The 19,482-nt window shown below is 38.5% G+C and carries 20 protein-coding genes, 1 tRNA gene, 1 other RNA gene and 1 pseudogene; 17 read left to right on the forward strand and 6 right to left on the reverse strand.

Going from position 1 to position 19,482, the window contains the following annotated elements:
- The first annotated feature begins 36 nt into the window (after positions 1 to 36).
- Both G3341_RS03620 and ffs read left to right on the forward strand, forming a co-directional pair.
- On the forward strand, positions 37 to 495 hold the full coding sequence (locus G3341_RS03620) for a YbaY family lipoprotein (RefSeq protein ID WP_154622394.1): 459 nt from the start codon (positions 37 to 39) through the stop codon (positions 493 to 495).
- A gap of 137 nt (positions 496 to 632) precedes the next feature.
- An RNA gene (gene ffs / locus G3341_RS03625) (signal recognition particle sRNA small type) lies at positions 633 to 729 on the forward strand.
- Positions 730 to 1,105: 376 nt separating this feature from the next.
- On the opposite strand, the gene G3341_RS03630 is transcribed toward ffs, so the two are convergent.
- The 4 genes from G3341_RS03630 to gloB all read right to left on the reverse strand — a co-directional run bounded on the left by G3341_RS03630 (position 1,106) and on the right by gloB (position 4,495).
- A complete protein-coding gene (locus G3341_RS03630; protein WP_004927064.1) occupies positions 1,106 to 1,309 on the reverse strand; it encodes an HHA domain-containing protein in 204 nt (67 codons plus the stop codon).
- A 78-nt stretch (positions 1,310 to 1,387) separates the two neighbouring features.
- On the reverse strand, positions 1,388 to 1,756 hold the full coding sequence (gene tomB / locus G3341_RS03635; RefSeq protein WP_154635730.1) for an Hha toxicity modulator TomB: 369 nt from the start codon (positions 1,754 to 1,756) through the stop codon (positions 1,388 to 1,390).
- A 567-nt stretch (positions 1,757 to 2,323) separates the two neighbouring features.
- Positions 2,324 to 3,661, reverse strand: a complete 1,338-nt coding sequence (gene mltD / locus G3341_RS03640; protein ID WP_154624041.1) for a murein transglycosylase D — start codon at positions 3,659 to 3,661, stop codon at positions 2,324 to 2,326.
- Between the two features lie 78 nt (positions 3,662 to 3,739).
- The gene (gloB, locus tag G3341_RS03645) at positions 3,740 to 4,495 is read right to left on the reverse strand and encodes a hydroxyacylglutathione hydrolase (RefSeq protein WP_163860719.1); all 756 of its coding nucleotides are present in this window, start codon (positions 4,493 to 4,495) and stop codon (positions 3,740 to 3,742) included.
- 39 nt (positions 4,496 to 4,534) lie between these two features.
- Here gloB and G3341_RS03650 point away from each other — a divergent pair, with 39 nt between their 5' ends.
- Positions 4,535 to 5,260 (forward strand): class I SAM-dependent methyltransferase, encoded by a 726-nt coding sequence (locus G3341_RS03650; protein WP_154624043.1) that lies wholly within the window; start codon positions 4,535 to 4,537, stop codon positions 5,258 to 5,260.
- A gap of 66 nt (positions 5,261 to 5,326) precedes the next feature.
- Here G3341_RS03650 and rnhA read toward each other — a convergent pair whose 3' ends face one another.
- Positions 5,327 to 5,797, reverse strand: a complete 471-nt coding sequence (gene rnhA / locus G3341_RS03655; RefSeq protein WP_154624044.1) for a ribonuclease HI — start codon at positions 5,795 to 5,797, stop codon at positions 5,327 to 5,329.
- A gap of 54 nt (positions 5,798 to 5,851) precedes the next feature.
- Between rnhA and dnaQ the strand changes: the two genes are divergently transcribed.
- The 14 genes and pseudogenes from dnaQ to G3341_RS03720 all read left to right on the forward strand — a co-directional run bounded on the left by dnaQ (position 5,852) and on the right by G3341_RS03720 (position 18,611).
- Positions 5,852 to 6,613: a DNA polymerase III subunit epsilon gene (dnaQ, locus tag G3341_RS03660; RefSeq protein WP_154624045.1), complete on the forward strand. Its 762-nt coding sequence runs from the start codon at positions 5,852 to 5,854 to the stop codon at positions 6,611 to 6,613.
- Between the two features lie 114 nt (positions 6,614 to 6,727).
- Positions 6,728 to 6,804, forward strand: a tRNA-Asp gene (locus G3341_RS03665).
- A 1,398-nt stretch (positions 6,805 to 8,202) separates the two neighbouring features.
- On the forward strand, positions 8,203 to 8,598 hold the full coding sequence (locus G3341_RS03670; protein ID WP_163860720.1) for a helix-turn-helix domain-containing protein: 396 nt from the start codon (positions 8,203 to 8,205) through the stop codon (positions 8,596 to 8,598).
- Between the two features lie 152 nt (positions 8,599 to 8,750).
- A complete protein-coding gene (locus G3341_RS03675) occupies positions 8,751 to 9,311 on the forward strand; it encodes a fimbrial protein (protein WP_163860721.1) in 561 nt (186 codons plus the stop codon).
- A gap of 74 nt (positions 9,312 to 9,385) precedes the next feature.
- On the forward strand, positions 9,386 to 9,910 hold the full coding sequence (locus G3341_RS03680) for a fimbrial protein (RefSeq protein WP_004927221.1): 525 nt from the start codon (positions 9,386 to 9,388) through the stop codon (positions 9,908 to 9,910).
- A 67-nt stretch (positions 9,911 to 9,977) separates the two neighbouring features.
- On the forward strand, positions 9,978 to 12,512 hold the full coding sequence (locus tag G3341_RS03685; RefSeq protein WP_163860722.1) for an outer membrane usher protein: 2,535 nt from the start codon (positions 9,978 to 9,980) through the stop codon (positions 12,510 to 12,512).
- A gap of 78 nt (positions 12,513 to 12,590) precedes the next feature.
- Positions 12,591 to 13,340: a fimbria/pilus periplasmic chaperone gene (locus G3341_RS03690; RefSeq protein WP_042117401.1), complete on the forward strand. Its 750-nt coding sequence runs from the start codon at positions 12,591 to 12,593 to the stop codon at positions 13,338 to 13,340.
- Positions 13,324 to 14,013 carry a fimbrial protein gene (locus tag G3341_RS03695; RefSeq protein WP_004927229.1) on the forward strand — a complete coding sequence of 230 codons (690 nt, stop codon included), beginning with the start codon at positions 13,324 to 13,326 and terminating at the stop codon, positions 14,011 to 14,013. Before G3341_RS03690 ends, G3341_RS03695 begins: the two co-directional genes overlap by 17 nt.
- Positions 14,014 to 14,027: 14 nt before the next feature.
- The gene (locus tag G3341_RS03700; RefSeq protein WP_223854850.1) at positions 14,028 to 14,552 is read left to right on the forward strand and encodes a fimbrial protein; all 525 of its coding nucleotides are present in this window, start codon (positions 14,028 to 14,030) and stop codon (positions 14,550 to 14,552) included.
- 122 nt (positions 14,553 to 14,674) lie between these two features.
- Positions 14,675 to 15,076, forward strand: a complete 402-nt coding sequence (locus G3341_RS03705) for a fimbrial protein (RefSeq protein WP_237069619.1) — start codon at positions 14,675 to 14,677, stop codon at positions 15,074 to 15,076.
- A gap of 35 nt (positions 15,077 to 15,111) precedes the next feature.
- On the forward strand, positions 15,112 to 15,636 hold the full coding sequence (locus tag G3341_RS03710; protein ID WP_225829620.1) for a fimbrial protein: 525 nt from the start codon (positions 15,112 to 15,114) through the stop codon (positions 15,634 to 15,636).
- Between the two features lie 226 nt (positions 15,637 to 15,862).
- A complete protein-coding gene (locus G3341_RS03715; protein WP_154624418.1) occupies positions 15,863 to 16,897 on the forward strand; it encodes a hypothetical protein in 1,035 nt (344 codons plus the stop codon).
- 284 nt (positions 16,898 to 17,181) lie between these two features.
- Positions 17,182 to 17,564, forward strand: a pseudogene (locus tag G3341_RS20610) (transposase); the annotation flags it as partial.
- A 363-nt stretch (positions 17,565 to 17,927) separates the two neighbouring features.
- Positions 17,928 to 18,611, forward strand: coding sequence for a TenA family transcriptional regulator (locus G3341_RS03720; RefSeq protein ID WP_163860723.1), 684 nt, complete (start codon positions 17,928 to 17,930; stop codon positions 18,609 to 18,611).
- Positions 18,612 to 18,726: 115 nt separating this feature from the next.
- Here G3341_RS03720 and G3341_RS03725 read toward each other — a convergent pair whose 3' ends face one another.
- Entirely contained in the window at positions 18,727 to 19,122 is a 396-nt protein-coding gene (locus G3341_RS03725) for a DUF6122 family protein (protein ID WP_163860724.1), read from the reverse strand.
- Positions 19,123 to 19,482: the final 360 nt, after the last annotated feature.

Raw genomic sequence — 19,482 nt, forward strand, 5'->3', positions numbered from 1 at the left:
ATCCTCTGATAACAAATTGTTTTTTAGGCAATTATTATGAAATTAAACCTATTTATCATTAGCTTTATCGCGTTGGCTTTTTTAGGGGGGTGTGAAGGTAATAATAATAAAGCGAATGAGACAAAGTTAGGTCATCACAGTCATCCAACGAAAAAAAGTGTGGATGCGAAGGTTATCAAGGGGCAAATGGTTATCCCGCAACAAACGGTATTGCCTGGAAATGCATTAATTACGGTGACCTTAGCTGATATTTCTATCGCTGAGTTACCTGATTTGATTTTGGCGCAAAAATATTATCAAGTAAAAGAGAAGCAATTTGTCTTTCCTTTTGAACTGAGCTACCAAAAGGATGAAGTACGTCAGAATGCACATCTTGCGCTAAGAGCTACGGTGTCTGTTGATGGTGATTTATGGTTTGTTTCAAAGGCTGAAAGTATAGTGATGAATGATGGCGTCACAAATAATATTCAATTAGTACTTGAGCCTACGAAATAATTGAGTCTATTTTTATCAAGCTTAATAGTGATTTGCTATTGTGTAATAAACCAGCACTTAACAGCACTTTCCTTGCTATTTTAGTCATCATCAAGCATAATGCCACCTGCTTTTTAGGAAGCAATCAATGGGGGCTCTGTTGGTTCTCCCGCAACGCTAACTTGTTAACTAGGTCAGGTCCGGAAGGAAGCAGCCATGGCAGGGGATGTGTGTGCCGGGATGTCGCTGGCAGGGCTCCCACCCAATCATAAGCCGTTCACTTATCTTTCTTCCATTTATCCCTTATTATTTTTTAGTCTTATATACAACTAAAAATGATATTCATAATACAAGTGTAAGTTATGGATTATTCATTTTGGCGACGAATGGGATAGCTCGACCATTATTTATAGGGCGCTACAAATTTTTATGAATAAACATTGCACTATTGTTTAAGCATTAAAAGCTAAATCTATCTAGTGGGCAACGATTATGTTTAGATAAGTAAAGTCTATGTAGAATGGTGATATTTTTTTGTAATAATTAATAAATTAAAGTCAATACACACATTAAGCCGATAAAATAAATTACCGGCTATAACCAGTTATTATCTGAGCATATTAATAAGTAGTTATCTAACAAATTTCCAAACAGAGGCTGGAATTTTGTCATAAAGTTTATTCATAGTGAGTTCTGCAAGACGGTGATCTGCGGCTGAGTAAAATAGTTCCAGCTCGTCTTCAGAAAGCTCATACTTATTTTTTTCAATAACACGCTCAAGTGTATCGATGGTTGTGCATTTTCTTAAACGCATCAGATAATCAGTTTTGGTCATAATACCCTTTCTTTTATTGATAATTAAAAATCTTTATAACATGCTATGTTATAGTTTATTTAGTGGTGAATAATATCTTTAGGTCTTGCTTGCAGGGCATTTTAAATCATCATCAAGTACAGCGACAAGATTTTGATTCATACTCTGCCAGTCAATAATTTCACTTAACGTTATTACCGGACTACCGAATAAATCGTAAGTCTCGTCAAGATACTCTTCTACTAATGATATAACGAGATTATCTTTTGGATGTTTGATCTTATATTGCCATACAAAGGCGGCTATATGTTCAATAAGCTCATTGAGCCGTACACTTTGTGGTGAGCTTAAATCATTTATCCAATGTGTATTTGTTTTCTGTAAGCTTGAAATTGCTTCTCTATTCAAACTGTTACACAAGTATTTTAACTCTGATATATCATAATTTTTGGGTGAATATTCATCCATAATCACCTCCGCAGGCGAGACTAACCTTTGCTATGTGTATTTCTATATCAAAATAATCGAGTACAAACTAAATAACACACCTTGATAATTAACTTAAGTATTTATTAATCAATATCTTAGGTTATATAAAATTGTAAAAAATAGGTGTAGTTTTTTAGAATTATCAATAATTATATCTGTAATATTCAAATACGGGCTAGCAGCGCTAACAGTTTTCGCTGTGCTAATAATATAGCACTTTTATTACATAAGTCACCACCTGACTGGTGTTTTTTTTCAAAAATAAAAGTATACCTAGGCCTTTTTGTGCTATTTATATCGATTAAACACAATTCTGGGGGAGTTTTATATCAGATTAGCAGTACTTTTCGTTTGTTTACAAAAAATCACGATCAATTTAACTTAAAAAGCGATCTGCAAAATAATCTTAAAATATTTTTTTAACAATATAGGTTTGGTATTAACGGCTATTGAATATGATATCAATATTGATAAGTATAATTAATTTTTGGTACTAAATAAGTAATACCTACCGATTAATCGGTAGGTACATAAAGAAAAATTATTTTATAGGTAAAGATTCAATGTAACGCCTGGCTTTAGATCTGCCATTTTGACCCCAGAATTCCAACTCATTAAATCATTGAGCTTAATTCCATGTCTTTTGGCTATACTATAATAAGAATCGCCTTTCTTTACTTTATACGTTTTGGATTTACGCTTATTTGATGCAGGTGCACTGCCTTTTATCTTAAGGGTTTGTCCTGGATAGATATTCGCCGTTTTCATCCCATTAAGTTGTTTAATACTCTTACTGGTGGTATTGAACTTTTTAGCAATACTTGCGATCGATTCTCCTTTAACAACTTTATGAGTAAAGCCATTAGTTTGTGGTGCTGATCGTTTAAGTTGGTTTTGAGCAACAGCAGTACGAATATTATTTAAAACGGCTTGGTCAGAAAGCGATAATTTAAGTTGCTCTGCTTTTGCCGTAGGCAACATAATATAATGAGGACCATTTGGTGATGTTACACCACGCTTATAACCTGAGTTATATGTTTTTAGTGATTCCTCTGAGATACCTGTTAATTCTGCTGCTTGGGTTAAGGTAATTTGTTGCCCTACATCAACCTGAGTTAATGCGCGACTTCTATTACTGCGTGGTAATTTGACTTGATATCTTTCAGGGTTTCTTAATACTTGGCTGAGCGCTAATATTTTAGGGACATACTGTTTAGTTTCTTTTGGTAAGGACAACGACCAAAAATCCGTCGGTAATCCAGCGGCTTGGTTCTTTTTGATCGCATTCAACACACATCCTTCACCACAGTTATAAGCAGCCAGTGTGAGTTCCCAATCATGGCCAAACATAATATTTAAATTTTCGAGCAAATCAAAAGCAGCCTTAGTCGATGTCACGAGATCACGACGCTCATCGACCCACTGGTCTTGTTTTAATCCGTAAGAGCGGGCAGTGATAGGAACAATTTGCCAAAGACCTGCTGCTTGTGCCGGAGAGGTTGCTTTTGGATTGAAGGAACTTTCTATAATAGGAATTAAGGCCAATTCCATTGGTAAGTTACGTGCATTGACTTCGTCTACGATCCAATACATATAAGGTTCTGCCCTTAATGTGACATCGTAGAGAAAACTTTGTTTTGTATAATAATTGCTGGCTTGTTCCCTGATGATTGAATTATCAGGTATATCCATCTTCAGCTCATCACTGATATAACCCCAAAGATCGCTATCTATTGTTGAGGTTTGTCTACTTGCTGCCTGATTATGTGGAGCAACGCTTTCTATAGTGTGGTTTGCTGAAGACTTGTTCTGCTTGGTTTTTTGTGGTGAAGCTTGGCATCCGGCCAGCAGAACAATGGCGATAATCGTCGCTATTGTCTTCATTGTGTCAATATTCTTTGTTTTATGTGTAAAAGTCGAACAATAATACTTATCCGACACAAAGAAGACAATAATTAAACGTTAATAATGATCTTTTAATTGACGTAAAACGGTAAAAACGGCCCTAAGTGGTGGGTTTGCTTGATTTATATTTAACTTGTTTTGCAGCTCGGCATTATCGCACTGTAGAAAAATATTTATTTTTCGTTCAGTTTTGAGTGTGGTTGGCACAGTAGCTTGCTGTTTACTGCGTTTAGCGGCGACTTCTTCTTGGTATTGGCTAATTTGTTGGTTTTCAGGCCAAATATGATGCGCAAACTTAAGGTTAGATAGGGTGTATTCATGTGCACAACAGATGAGTGTTTCATCGGGCAGGGCGGCTATTTTTTGGATTGATTGATACATTTGCTCTGGTGTACCTTCAAATATTCTGCCACAGCCACCTGAGAACAAGGTATCCCCACAAAAGAGATAAGGAGCGTGATAAAAAGCGATATGACCAAGTGTATGTCCCGGTAGACCGATAATTTTAAAATCAAAATTATCGATTTTGACACTATCACCATCACTGACTAATTCTGTCGCTCCTTTTACTTGCGTTTCTTGGGGACCAAAAACAGGAAGATCACGAAACACTTTCAGAATACCTTTTACACCGCCAGTATGGTCATTATGATGATGGGTGAGTAAGATAGCGATAGGAGTCAACTTTTTTGCTGACAATATTTCGAGGACGGGTTCTGACTCTGAGGGGTCAACAATGATACACTGTTGATTAGCATCCGTAAGAATCCAAATGTAGTTATCGTTTAAAGCAGGAACTCGTATTAACTCCATAATGACCTCTACTCTATATTGTGATTAAGGGGAATTTCGATGAAGCCAGCGCGTATTGAAAAAAAACGCCAGATGCCTGTAAGTTGGTCTGATATCCCATTCGGGAGGCAATACCGCCAAGCCCTACAATATCAGCTTCGTCCTTGGTGGCCAAAAATGTTTGGCTTTCATTTGCTTAAGTTAGGACATCTAAGCACTGAGATCGATACTGAAGAGTGCATGATATCGCATCAGTTTAGTGTAGGGAATGATGACCCTCGTTTCCATGTTCTTGCTGAATCCCAAGCTCTTCCTTTTATTAATAAATCTATTGATGCATGCTTAATGTCACATGTATTGGCCTATAGCCATGACCCTCACTGGATGCTACGTGAAGTGGACCGCCTATTAGTTGATGATGGCTGGTTAATTATTTCAGGCTTTAATCCATTTAGCTTATTAGGCCTTGGGAAAATGGTGCCATTTCTTCGTAAACAACAGCCTTATTGTAGTCGTCTATTTCCAACGTTAAGGGTATTCGATTGGCTTAGTCTATTAAATTATGAAGTGCTTTATCATTGTAATTGTCAGGTATTTCCGTGGCACAGCCCTAACAATTGGTTGAATCAACGTATTGGGGGGATTGGGACATTGAATGTGATTGTGGCACGAAAGCGTACTTATCCATTAACGCCAACATTACTAAAATTTAAACAGCCCAAAGTGAAAATAAGTACCGCATTAGGTGCCACAAAACGTATGTCGGATCGCTCAAAGAACTCATAGCATGCAAAAGAATATAATGTATGCGCTGAGCTGTATTTCGTCCAAATAATATAGGCGAGTTAACATTTAACTTTGAGCTGGTTGGTAACCTGTATCTTCTTGAGTTGGTGACTCTGCTGCTTGTCGAGCGAGCTCATCACATTTTTCATTTTCAGGATGGCCTGCATGGCCTTTTACCCAACGCCAGTCGATCTTATGGCGAGTGATAGCCGCATCTAGGCGTTTCCAAAGGTCTACATTGACGACAGGAGATTTATCTGCTTTACGCCATTGACGCCGTTTCCAATTATGTATCCACTGAGTAATCCCTTGGCGAACATATTGGCTATCGGTGGTTAAAATGATATCGCATGGGCGTTTTAAAGATTCGAGGGCGACAATAGCAGCCAGTAGCTCCATACGGTTATTCGTCGTTAAAAAAAAGCCTTCACTGAGCGTTTTTTCATGTTGTTGGTAACGAAGAAGAACACCATACCCCCCTGGGCCTGGATTACCCAGACAAGAACCATCCGTGAAAATTTCTACCTGCTTTGTCATTTCTGTTAAACTCTACCTTATTCATCAATCTCTAGTTTGACACAAAAACCCATTATGAGCACGGCGATAACAAGACAAATTGTCCTCGATACCGAAACCACCGGTATGAATAAGTTAGGCGTTCATTATGAAGGCCATAATATTATTGAAATTGGTGCGGTTGAGGTCATCAATCGTAGGCTGACTGGCCGTAATTTTCACGTCTACATTAAACCAAATCGGTTAGTGGATCCTGAAGCGTTTGAAGTGCATGGTATCAGTGATGAATTTTTGCAGGATAAACCGACTTTTGCTGATATTGCTGATGAATTCCTTGAGTTTATTCGCGGTGCTGAACTCATTATCCATAACGCTCCCTTTGATATTGGTTTTATGGATTATGAATTTGCTAAATTAAATAGAGGCATACCACCTACCGCTGATTTTTGCCAGATAACCGATAGTTTAGTGCTTGCTCGACAAATATTTCCAGGTAAAAGAAATAATTTGGATGCTTTGTGTGATCGTTATTTGATTGATAATACTAAGCGTACACTGCATGGCGCTTTATTGGATGCTGAGATCCTTTCCGACGTGTATTTAGCGATGACGGGGGGACAGACATCTTTAGCTTTTTCTATGGAAGCAGACACATCGAATGAAAGCTATGTTGAAGAGGTACAACGCATCGAGCGTCCAACGAGTGGTTTAAAAGTGCTTTATGCGACCGATGAAGAGCTTATTGAGCATGAAAAACGACTTGATATCGTAGATAAGAAAGGGGGAAAACCTTGTCTTTGGCGACAATCTCCAGATGAGGAAGAGACTATTCATTAGTCTTTATTCGCTTTTGAGGCTAAAAACTGTTCAACTGTACGATTTTTCAAGAAAAAGTATTGACTGGCATGGTAAGTATTCGTAATATGCATCTCGTTCCCTAGAGGGACATTCGGAGCGGTAGTTCAGTTGGTTAGAATACCTGCCTGTCACGCAGGGGGTCGCGGGTTCGAGTCCCGTCCGTTCCGCCAGATATCGAAGCCCTGACTCTTAGAGTCAGGGCTTTTTGTTTTTATGCTTTTTAACCTTTTAAAAAAACACGTCAAAGAAAAATCCGTCATAAAAGTAGTGATAGGAGTGCTCTTGATATCTCAATCTGTGTTCATGACGATTTCTCAGCTAGTCAGTAATAAAGTTTATGAAACAGAGAACGAAGCCTTGAGATAAGACTGTTATTACGCGTAAGCAATTTATAAATCTAAATAAACAGATGAAAGCTAACATGACATTAATGATAGCTGTTGAGGTATGACTATAACCAAATTGATTAGATAATTTTAATTCCCGTCCTTTTGTGTGGGTCATTTGGCTTTACAATCTATGAGTACTTCCCATCCTGAATAGCTTAAATCGATTTAATTCTCTTTTTGTTGGCGATATAAACTATCTCGTTAAATAATCTATAAATCACTTACTCATCTCCTTATGACTTTAAGATTACTTTTTTGTTATTGATAATAATAATAGTTTGCAATTTAAATTATTTTTAAAATTCAAATTTTACTTTTCGTTTAATTTTGTCTATTTTTGATACTCGCTATGAGTATGTTTAATTTTCAAATAATAAATAAACACAATCAGGTATATTCACTTTTTTTGCATATTTATATTATTTAAATTAATAGTGATTTTTCAATATTTAGAAATTAACTAAAAATTAACACGTTTATTTTTAATTATGGTGATTGTTATTTTAAAAACGACGATGAAATCGTGGTGAGTATTATTAGTATAATCAAAAGATAAAGTTAACTATTGAAGGTGACTTATCTGATATTTGAAGATTTGTTATTATTTTTAAAAACAGATCTTGTTTTGTATCTATATGAAAAATATGTTGTTTTTGCTTTCCGGTTACTTTATTAGAGATATTTAGTTAATTAATTAATTTATATTTTTACTAAAAATTATGACTATTTGTTAAATTTAAAACTTTCATCTTTATTTGCATCTTAATTGGTGTTTTTGTGGTTAAAAAAACCATTTTATATGGATGCTCATAAAAAGGAATGCGGTTAAAGCCAGCTATATAGCTAGCTTTTATGATATTTAATTTACTCTCCAGCGGTGTATCTGGTGGTTGTTTGTACTGCTAGCTGGGATGGATTAGGTTTGATTTTGCGTGAATGCTCAAGTAAATTAATGGGCATTGATTCAGTGGTAACACATAATACAATATTATTTATTCATATATCCTTAAAGTTGCATAAAATGTGTAGAGAATAGGTTTTTTATTCGATTTTTAGTCGGTTTTTAAATGAATTGGTTTTCTAAGGGTATCAGTTTTTATTAGTTATCTTCGTTCGTTATATTTATTTTAATACTGTTTGAGTAGTAAGGTTAATTAATTTAATGCATGGAGAAAAATAGTGAGAGTAGGTGCGGTGCAAATGCCGAAAAATAAACTCAATGATTCAAAAACTGTTTTTACCAAAGCGATTGGAGAAGAAATACATAAATTACGTAAAGAACGTTTGATGACCGGAAAGGAGCTAGCTAAGGTAGTTAATGTCTCCCAACAACAAATATCACGCTATGAATGTGGGGTTTGTAATATAACAATAGATACATTGATTGTTATTTTAAACGCATTAAATGTTTCATTAACTGATTTCTTTAATCAGGTCTTTTTACGGGTGTTCGAAAAGGAAAAGAAAATCAGTGTACAGTACCACAATGTATTTAGTTCTTCTGAGCAGTCTGAAGAATTAAAAAAACAGCTAGAAACTTTTTCTCGGTATGATCAAACTAACTTATGGGGTTAGTTATTTTCTATTAATTATTTATATCACCATTCTTTTTTATTTAAAGTTTTTTAAATTATTTATCTTTAAATAATTAGGAATAAACACGTCTGAAGGATTGTGAATACATTCCTATTTTTTAAGTACGATATATTTATATTGCAGAGGCAATCATGAAAAAAATTATTTTAGCAACCTTAATTTCTGGCGCAATGAGTGCATCCGCTTTTGCTGTGGATGCAGGAAAAGGGACAGTAACTTTCACGGGGTCTATCATTGAAGCACCATGCTCAATCGCTCCAGGAGATGAAAGTCAAACTATTGATTTAGGACAGGTTTCTAATGTTACCCTACAGAAAGGTGGTATGTCCGCAGCTCAGCCTTTTGAGATCCATCTCGAAGGTTGCACGTTGAACGCAGAATATAAAGATAAAGATGGCGTTACCCAAAAATATAACAATATGGTTGAAGTGAAATTTGAAGGTACAGAGTGGGTAAACAATGGTAGCAATACTGGATTAATTCAAATTACAGGTGATGCGTCTGGTGCAGGTATTGTATTGATGAATAAATCAGGTGCAAAAATCAATATCAATGATTCAACCGTTGAGCGTGCTTATACCTCAGGTAATAACATTTTGAGTTTTCAAGCTGCGCTACAAGGTATGTCAGATGCGACTGTTGTTCCGGGTAGTTTCCAAGCTGTGACCAACTTTACATTGTCCTATAACTAATCGTTATTGTCAATGAAGTATTCCCCTAAGTCACTTCGTGATTAGGGGAAATATAAAAGAGGGGGAACTCGGTTATGAAAGCTATTTTAGTCATGTTACTTGTTAGTCAATTTGCCACTTTACCGAGTGTACAAGCACAAGCTTCCACACTATGGGGAAGTGTCAACATGAATGGCAGTATTGTCGATTCTGCATGTGCTATTGATACCGGTTCTTATGAACAGGTTGTCGACATGGGAATCTTACCCGTTGGAACAATACGCCAACAAGGACAAGGTCCTGTTCACCCTTTCTCTATTACGCTAATTGGTTGCACTTTAGTGCCATATACCGGTTCTCCTTGGCAAGCTTTTACGGTGACTTTTGACGGTCCTGCTTCTGGTAATTGGTTTACGGTGTCGGGAGATGCGCGTGGCGTTGCTCTGTTATTACAAGATGCAGATGGGAAGCCTATTTATCCAGGGAAGTCCACAGAGAAACAAACTATCGCACCGGGAAATACTGTACTGAATTATGGGTTAAGGCTAGTTGCCGATAAAGAGCCTTTACGTCCGGGGCAATATCAAAGCGCACTGCGTTTTAAGCTGGATTATTACTAATAATAAAAAGTCATTTTTTCTTTTTAGCTTACGTTTTTCCTGAACCTGATTTTTAGGGATGTTATTTATGTCTTCTTCACGACCTGTATTTTTTCGCCTTAGTCGCTTAGGCCTAGCCATTGTTTTTTCATTCTATGGTCTATCAACGCCATTGTGGGCAACTGAGACAATTGAATTCAATACGGATGTGCTAGATCTAGAAGATAAAAATAACATCGATCTAGAGCAGTTCTCTCGTGTGGGTTACATCATGCCGGGGACCTATTCTTTAACATTAAAGGTAAATGGCGAGCAGTTTTCAGAAGTGTCAGTGCCTTTTTATCCCCCTGAAGATGATCCACAAGGTAGTACAGCTTGTATATCGCCAGAGGTAGCGGATCAATTTGGATTGACTTCATCGGCAAAAAAAGAGTTGGCATGGTGGCATGACGGACAGTGTCTGACAGCAAGTAGTTTACCAGGGATGCAAATCCATGGTGATTTAGCTACCTCGTCATTATACGTGAGTATCCCACAAGCTTATCTCGAATTCACTGCGCCTAACTGGGATCCACCATCGCGTTGGGATGAGGGAATTGCTGCGTTGATGCTGGACTATAACATTAATGGTAATGCCAATAATTCATATAACGGTGGTCACGATAGTTATGCGTTAAATGGAAATGGTATTGTAGGGGTGAACTTAGGGGCTTGGCGCTTTCGCGCTGATTGGCAAGGTCGTTTAAATCATGCGACTGGTTCTGGTGATTCGGTTAATAAAGACTTTGACTGGAATCGGTTTTATGCCTATCGCGCATTGCCGTCACTCGCTGCTAAATTGGTATTAGGGGAGGATTACCTCGTTTCTAATATCTTTGATTCATTTCGTTTTATTGGCGCCAGTGTGCGTTCTGAATTGAATATGCTCCCGCCAAATTTGCGTGGTTATGCACCAGAAGTGACAGGTATCGCAAAAACAAATGCGACGGTAATAGTTAGCCAGCAAGGGCGAGTGTTGTACGAAACACAAGTCGCTCCTGGGCCGTTTCGTATTCAGGATTTGAGTGATGCTGTTAGTGGCAAACTCGATATCACAGTTAAAGAACAAGATGGTACAACTCAAGACTTTCAAATAGATACAGCTAGCTTGCCTTATTTAACGCGTCCGGGGCAAATACAATACAAATTAGCATTAGGCCAGCCAACTAATTATCAGCGTCACAGTGAAGGGGATTCTTTTGTCACGGGTGAATTTTCGTGGGGAGTCAACAATGGCTGGTCACTATTTGGCGGTAGCCTGAATAGTAAAAATTACAATGCCGTATCGCTGGGTATTGGGCGTGATTTATTGGCATTTGGAGCTTTATCTTTCGATGTTACTCAATCTTTTGCTCGATTACCAAATATGGGGAATTTAAGCGGAGGTTCTTACCGTATTAATTACTCTAAACGTTTTGAGGCGATTGATAGCACTATTCAATTTGCAGGTTATCGCTTTTCCGAGCGTGACTTTATGTCGATGTCTGATTTCTTAAATGCACTGAAAACCGGTGAGCGTTATGGAGGGAGTAAAGAGTTATATACGATATCGCTGAATAAAAATTTCGGCGAGTTAGGAATGTCGTTATACCTCAACTATAACCACCAAACTTATTGGGATCAGCCGGATAATGATTATTACAGCATTATGCTGTCGAAATATATGGATATTGGTTCACTTAAAAATATCAGTGTTAACTTATCGGCAAACCGCAGTGTTTATAACGGTGTCAAGGATGACAGTATATATCTATCGACCTCATTCCCCTTAAGTAACGGGGCCAACGTAGGGTATTCGCTGAATAGTAGTCGCTACGATACGACAAATCGGGCGACCTATTACGACCGAATCAATGATCGAACGACATACCAGTTGAGTGCCGGGAGTAGCAAAAAAGGAGGAACGGGGAGTGCATTTATCACCCATCAAGCTGATATCGCACGTTTAACGGCTAATGTGAGTTATATGCATAACCAATATAGTGCATTTGGTCTATCAATGAGCGGTGGAATGACTTTTACCCCAGAGGGAAGCGGACTTCATCGTGTTAATACATTAGGAGGAACGCGAATGTTAGTCGATACCGATGGTGTTTCGGATGTACCGATCAAAGGGATAGGTGCACCGATCACCTCGAATATGTTTGGTAAAGCCATTGTTGGTGATGTGAGTAGTTACTACCGTAGTAAGGCTCAAATTGATTTAAATGCATTACCAGACAATGTAGAAGCACAGCAGTCGGTAGTACAAGCTACGCTCACAGAAGGCGCTGTAGGTTATCGTCATTTTGCTGTGGTATCAGGACAAAAAGCGATGACTGTACTGCGATTGCCTGATGGTAGCCACCCGCCATTCGGCGCTCAAATACAAAACAGTAAAGCGCAAAACACAGGAATTGTGGGTGATTCTGGAAGTGCTTATATCAGTGGTATTAACCCTCAGAGTGTGATGACTGTGACATGGGGAGAAGATAAGGCTTGCCAGATCACTTTTCCTATTCAGTTAGGTTCTTTACAGGAAGCATTACTACTGCCGTGTATTCCGACAACGTTACCAGCATCAACAGTGATAGCGAAAAGATAGTTTTATTCAGCACAAGAATAGCCTAATTCACGAAAAGCATGGCTCAAGAGAGAACACAGAAATAAAAGGTAAATAACTATGCAATTAACGATTTCTTATCGTACAACCATGGGGTTAATTGGTTTGGCATTATTTAGCAGCACAGCTTATTCCGCGGTATCGATGGATAGGACTCGGGTTATTTTTGATGGTGGACAAAAGTCAATCTCACTCAATATTTCAAATAACAACAAACAGTTACCATATTTAGCGCAAGGGTGGATTGAAAATGCGGAAGGGCAGAAGATCCAATCGCCATTAGTTGTATTACCGCCCGTACAGCGTATAGAGCCAGGTAAATCAAGCCAAGTAAAAATTGAAGCATTACCTGCTATTAATTCGTTACCTCAAGATCGTGAGTCTTTATTTTATTTTAATTTACGAGAAATACCGCCAAAAAGCGATAAACCAAACACATTACAAATTGCTCTGCAAACACGAGTGAAGCTGTTTTATCGACCTAAAGCGATAATACCTGAAAAAAACGGTGCGCCATGGCAAGACAAATTAACCTTAGATAAACAAGGTGAACGTTATATCGTGAAAAATCCCACACCGTATTACGTCACGATTATTAATGCGACAACTAATGGCAAAGCATCGGATGGTAAAGATTTTACACCAGTCATGGTGCCACCGTTTGGACAGGATGATTTAGGCATCAGCGCTAATCAATTAGGAAATAATCCCGTACTGACTTACATCAATGATTATGGTGGACGCCCTAATTTGACCTTCCGCTGTCAGGTGTCGAGCTGTCAGGTTGTTCCAAATGGTAAAAGCGAATAATTCGAGTAAGCACCCGACTGACGGTGCCCATATTGAAGGAGTGCGCATGACAGACTTACAAAGAAAAAACGTTTTCCGATACGGCTTACTTCTAGCGATGTTTAGCAGCACCGTCAGTTTATCAGGCATGGCGGCGGATAATAATGGCAATCTCTATCGGCCAGTAGATAACTGGAATGTCGATGGACAGCATGGTGTGTTGTACGTGTCTGGTTCATTAACGGAAAGCCCATGTCGGCTAGCGATGACATCTAGTTACCAATCAGTTGAGATGGGGAATTTGGATACCAGTACCTTGCAGCATAATGGTAGAGGAGCACCCGTACCGTTTCAGATTGAGTTAGAGGACTGTTTAGAAACAGAGACTCGTTTAGATAATGTACAAACGGGAATGACAGCATGGAGCTCCAGTCAACCAGCAGTCAAAATTCGTTTTTTAGCAGATAGTGTGCCATCAATGCCGGATATCGCTCGTGTCAATGGGGTAAAAGGATTGGGGCTGGCTATCACGACACCAAATGGTTCACTGCTACCTTTGGGGTTAGAAAGTGAGCCACAGTTATTGCCTTCAGGGCAAAGTCAGTTGACCTATTACGTGACGCCGGTGAGAACGGGGCAGCTTGTGCCGGGGGCGTATTCGGCGCTGATTGCATTTGAAATGTTGTACGAGTAGGAGTGGTCATCATTATGACAATGAGACGATGTCGACTGCCGAAAGTGCTGGCAACCAGTCTGTTGATGAGCAGTTTGATGCTGTGTTCAGCGGCGACCCTTGCAGAAACCTATACCTTAACCGTGAAGGTCACGGTAGTTGAGAAGACCTGTGATATCTACGGGCCTGACGGGATTGGACAGCCCATCAATGTGGCGATGGGCGACCTGATCATAAAAAACATCGATGGGGTTAGCTACGGAAAAACTGACATTCCGTATACTCTAAGTTGCGACGATGCAGCAAGTAATCCAGCCTTAAAACTGAAATTTGATGGCCCCCGCATGAGTGGCCAAGCGGCGAATGTGTTGTCCACCTCGGACCAGAACTTAGGATTACGCCTTATGGCGGGTAACAGTAATCTGAATTTAGGCGTCTGGCGTCATTTTAATTATAGCACTCAGCCAACCCTTAGTGTGATACCGATTGGCAGTGGGACTGGGGGGATTAATGACGGTCAGATGACTGCATCCGCGACGTTGAGTGTGGAGTATCAATAATGATGAACCGACAAGCTAAGATATCTGCAATGGCATTATGGCTAAGCGGCTTGATGCCGCTGACGACGTATGCGGTAGATGTGAACTTTACCGCCAACTTAATCCAAAACCCGCCGTGTGATGTGGCGGGGCCGGACGGGGTTGACCAGCCGATCCGCGTGCCGTTTGGCGAGGTGGGGATCACCAAGATTAATGGCGAAAACTATCGCCAAGACTTTACCTTGACGCTGAGTTGCGGAACAGGGCTTGGGAATGCCGTGGCGTTATATCTTGAGTATCGCGGGATGGTCGCGGAGAGTTTTGATAATAAAGCCTTGCAAGCTAGTCAGACCGGGTTGGGGGTTCGATTATACCATCAAGGGGTCGTCATACCACCTAACACAGGGACACCGATAACGATGTCGGATAATGGCGTTGCAACTTTACCCTTGTATGCGGTGCCAGTGAAGGATACTGACCCGTCTGCAATGTTATATGAAGGGAATTTTACCGCGACGGCCAGTGTGGAGATGAATTACCCATGAGGATATTCAATCACAAGAGAACTTTCTGGATGTCGATGAGTGCAATACTGTGGTGTTGCAGTTTTCTACCGTCAGTGGCTCAGGCGGCGAACAGTAATGATATTCAGTACAGTGGAACGTTGATTGCGTTGCCGTGCACGGTTGACCCGAATTATGAGAACTTCGGAGTTGACTTTGGGGGCAATATTAATTCAAAGGATTTGCTGAATGGACAACGTCGTTATAGCAAGGAAGACATCCAATTTCATTTGACGGATTGTGATACTTCTTTGGGAAATAGTATTGCAGTGAAATTTAGCGGTGTTTCGACGACCGACAATGGATTACTGAATGTGGATGCTGGAAGTCAGGCTAGTGGGATTGCGATAGGTCTTGAAACCCCGAGTGGTGTAGCGTTACCCATTAATAACACTCAGGTAGAGCCTTTAATGCCGATAAAAAAAGGGGATATGACGATACGGTTACGGTCATATATACAGGCAGTGGAAGACGCAACGGTAGAGAGCATTCAGCCGGGTTTTTTTACGGCGACGCTGACGTATATGTTGATATATCAGTGAAGCGATGCTCCATTTTACGGGGTAGAGACGGGGTGTTTTCTATCAGGCTAGTGCAAGACTATATACGTCAATGCTCGCTAAGGTTTAGTAGTGATTTATTTGCCATCTATTGCTTAGTATTTATCTCACAATAACAGTTTAAGCGGTGGCAAATTTCTTGGTATTCAATTTCAAAATAGATTTCGTTGATGAGTATTCATTATCAAGCGACACAAGGAATCCATAAATGCGCATTCAGTTAGCTCTTTTGCTATTCACTTTTCCATTAACTTCTATTGGGGCATCTTACTTCAATCAGAACAATACTCCGCAAAGAGCAATAGGATATAGTGAAGGGTCTTTTTCAATATTTGGAACAGTATATAAAATCCAAGATAATATTGATCGGCGTCCTATAACCGATTCTGTTGGGTATGATTCTGGAGTTATGTCCGCTGAAAGTTATGGCTACTCCGGTGGAGCAGTGACTATTGATGCTAAATACAATACGCTTTCTAACGTATCAGGAGGATCATCATGTTATTTGTATGGAACTCTATACTTTTCTGAGTCTGACGGCTGGTATGATTACAGTTACGGGCATATGCGTTGGGATATGTCTGGTGATGTATTTTATGATCCCAATCTGTATATAAAGGTTGATAAACCATGTAATCAAGCTATTTTATCCGATTTACCGACAGTTAATATTCCATTACCAAGCATCAACAAATTTTATATTTGGCGGGGTATATCTGGTATATGTGCCAATCGGTCTTGCACTAATGGAAGTTATAATCATACTCGGGTTTTACCTCGTAATGGGTCTATGACTGCTTTGGCAAATGTAATCGCTTGCACATCAAATACAGTCAACAGTTCTACTTGCCGGTCTTTATTTTATAATACTGTACGTGGCACTGATATTCCTTCTGGGTTAATTCCTGACATCCCAGCTGTATGTAATGTGAATTTACCTGATCTGAACTTTGGAACTGTAGGCATGAATGACTGGGCTGGAAACATGGCTCAATCTATAGGCTCAGTATCTTGTACAAAGGATGCATCTATTACCTTTACTGTGGTTGGTGGAGATTCAGTTAAACTGGGCCCTTTTAATGCTTCTATTGGTATAAATGGGAAATTAGGCGGGTCATCGATCGTTAATACGGGGATAGGGGAAGTGACATTCACAATTGATGGACAGCTAAAATCGTCTACAGGGAGTGTTACAGCAGGGGAATATCAAACAAGTGTTGTAGTAATAGGTACAATTAATTGAAATGCATCTTACAATAAATAATAAAGTGACATCAATTTCATTGCTATTTACAAATTGAGTGATGCCATTTGCTCTAATTTTGGATATGCAGGTGCTATCAACGGTATTTTTATTTAGAGAAATGAGTGCATATTAGACTAATCTTATAAGTAATAGCTACAGAAATTGAATATGTTCCCATTTCTCAGAAATTTACTGGATTTATGAAAATTTGGAGTAGTAAAGTTAATTTGGTTACCAAGTCAGAGGTGATATATTACCTCATAAAAAAACAGGTGACATTTATTGCAAAACGTATAAAACGATTTTTAAGTGCTGAACTTAAACTTGAAGCGACTCAATTTGTCATTGATTAAAATTGTTCCGCGGCCGAAGCTGCCAATACCATGGGCGTGGGTAAATCAACCATTGGATAATGGGGGCGGCAACTCAAAAACGAGCGTAAAGGTATTTCGCCAAAAGCATCGGCAATGACACCAGAACAAGTTGAAATTCGTGCACTAAAAAAGAAAATTGCTCATCTCGAAAAGCATGACGAGCTCTTAAAGAAGGCTACTTTTCTGGTGATGTCAGACTCCCTGAACAACTTGCGATAATTAAAAAACTGAGCCAAAGCTACCGTATTCAAATATTATGTAGCGTGTTTAGTATTAAACTCTTTTCATATCACAATCCAGTTAATCGGTAAAAATACCCCGGGCGTAATTATTTTTAGCTTCCATAAAAGCGACAAAATATCATCGTGTACTTTTAATTAAACTAAAGTGATGGAAATATAATTTATATATTGGAAATTAGAATGGTTATTTCACTTTGTTAATGATGTGAATTATTTAAACTTGTATATTTTATGATGCTATTTTTATCGGTAATTTAATGAGCTAATAAATTATTAATGATTAATATAATTAAATATAAGTCAATGTAACTGAAATATGCCATGGTTATTTTAAAGGAAATGATTAATTTACTTTTATCTTGTTTGATAAAAAACGTATTCTTCCCTAAAAATAAACTTGGAGGTTGATGTATGTCATTGAATATAGAATTAAAAAACCAATTGGAATCATCTATACTTGATTTAAATCTGCCTGAAAATCCCTATTTTAAATCTCTGACTTCTGGTGAAATGACCCATGAACAATTTTTAAATAGCCAATTAGAATTTGCACCGATGGTTTATTTTTTCAGTAGGCCAATGGCACAAATTATAGCCAATATATCCGACCCTATTTCACGAATTGCCTTGGTGGGGAATCTTTGGGAAGAACACGGTCAAGGTGTTAAGGAAAATGTGCATGGAAATACAATCATAACTTTAATCGAACGTTTAGGTGGTGATATATCCAGTATTGATTTACAGAACCCCCCACCTAATGCTCGGATCTTTAATGAAGCATTACGTGGAGTTTCTTCTTTTTGTGATTTTCGTTTTGCTGCTTCTATGTATGCGGGTATTGAGAGAACATTTGTTGATGTATCGTGCATGATATTTGAAGCGATAGCTAAAGAGGGTTGGCTTCCAGAAGATAAGATCACCCATTATGGCTTACATCGAGAACTGGATATTGAACACTCGGAAGATTTTTTGAAAGTTGTCAATCAATATTGGGATGAACCAAAATATCAATTTATGATTAAAGAAGGTATCAAATTTGGCTGCCAATTATTTGCTAATGCGTATGTTGGTTTTTATCGGAGCATGAGTAAGTAGCTCCAAGGATATTTATTATTCTTAGTAATATAGGTTAAATGTAGAATCTGGCTATTTATGAGCATGGATATTTATTATCATAAATAGCCGATTTTGGTTTGTATATGGCTAACCACTAATATAGTGAGGTTCTGTGCTCATGATATTTCTCAATGAGAACTATATTGGTGGTATTTTGTTTTAAACTCCCCATATAACAATCCACTGAATCGGTAAAAAGATGGAATAAACACCCCACCGCAATTGCTTTTAATTTCCATGATGGCAGTAAAAATATCATCACATACGCGATAGCTGCCCAACCAGTATGTAACGGATGGAAACCAATACCGCAGCGATTAGGATCAAAAATCGGATCGGCCAGTAAATGATCTAAATCGATCGCCATGGTTGCTATCATCAATAATGCCGCTAATTTCCAATTTTTTCGCCAAAATAGATAGCCAAATAAGATTGGCACTAAAAAATGAAAACCGTAGTGCACGATATTGCGAAAAATTTCAAATGCCACAATTAAACCTCTAATGCATTATTTTATTTATTAGCAGATATCTCTTCTTCATGCTTATCTGCCTTGGATTATTCAGTGCGTTTGAGCTAAATGTACTCATTTTCTGGTGGCTAGTGGGCTGCTATTGTATCGAGATTATAACCAAGTCGTATAACGAAAGGGGATTTTTTGTTTCGATATGTAGAGTACATGTTTATCTCCTATCTAATCAGCCAATTTTTCATAGCAAAATTTGTCAATAATCACTATTGTTATCTCTAAATGCATAAGAAGCATAAATCACCTTGATCCCTGATGGTAAACTCAGGTTTAATAAGGGTAATGAATTGCGCAAAAAACTCATCTTTAAGTGATATTTTG

Source organism: Providencia vermicola, from assembly GCF_010748935.1.
Taxonomy (GTDB): Bacteria; Pseudomonadota; Gammaproteobacteria; order Enterobacterales; family Enterobacteriaceae; genus Providencia; species Providencia zhejiangensis.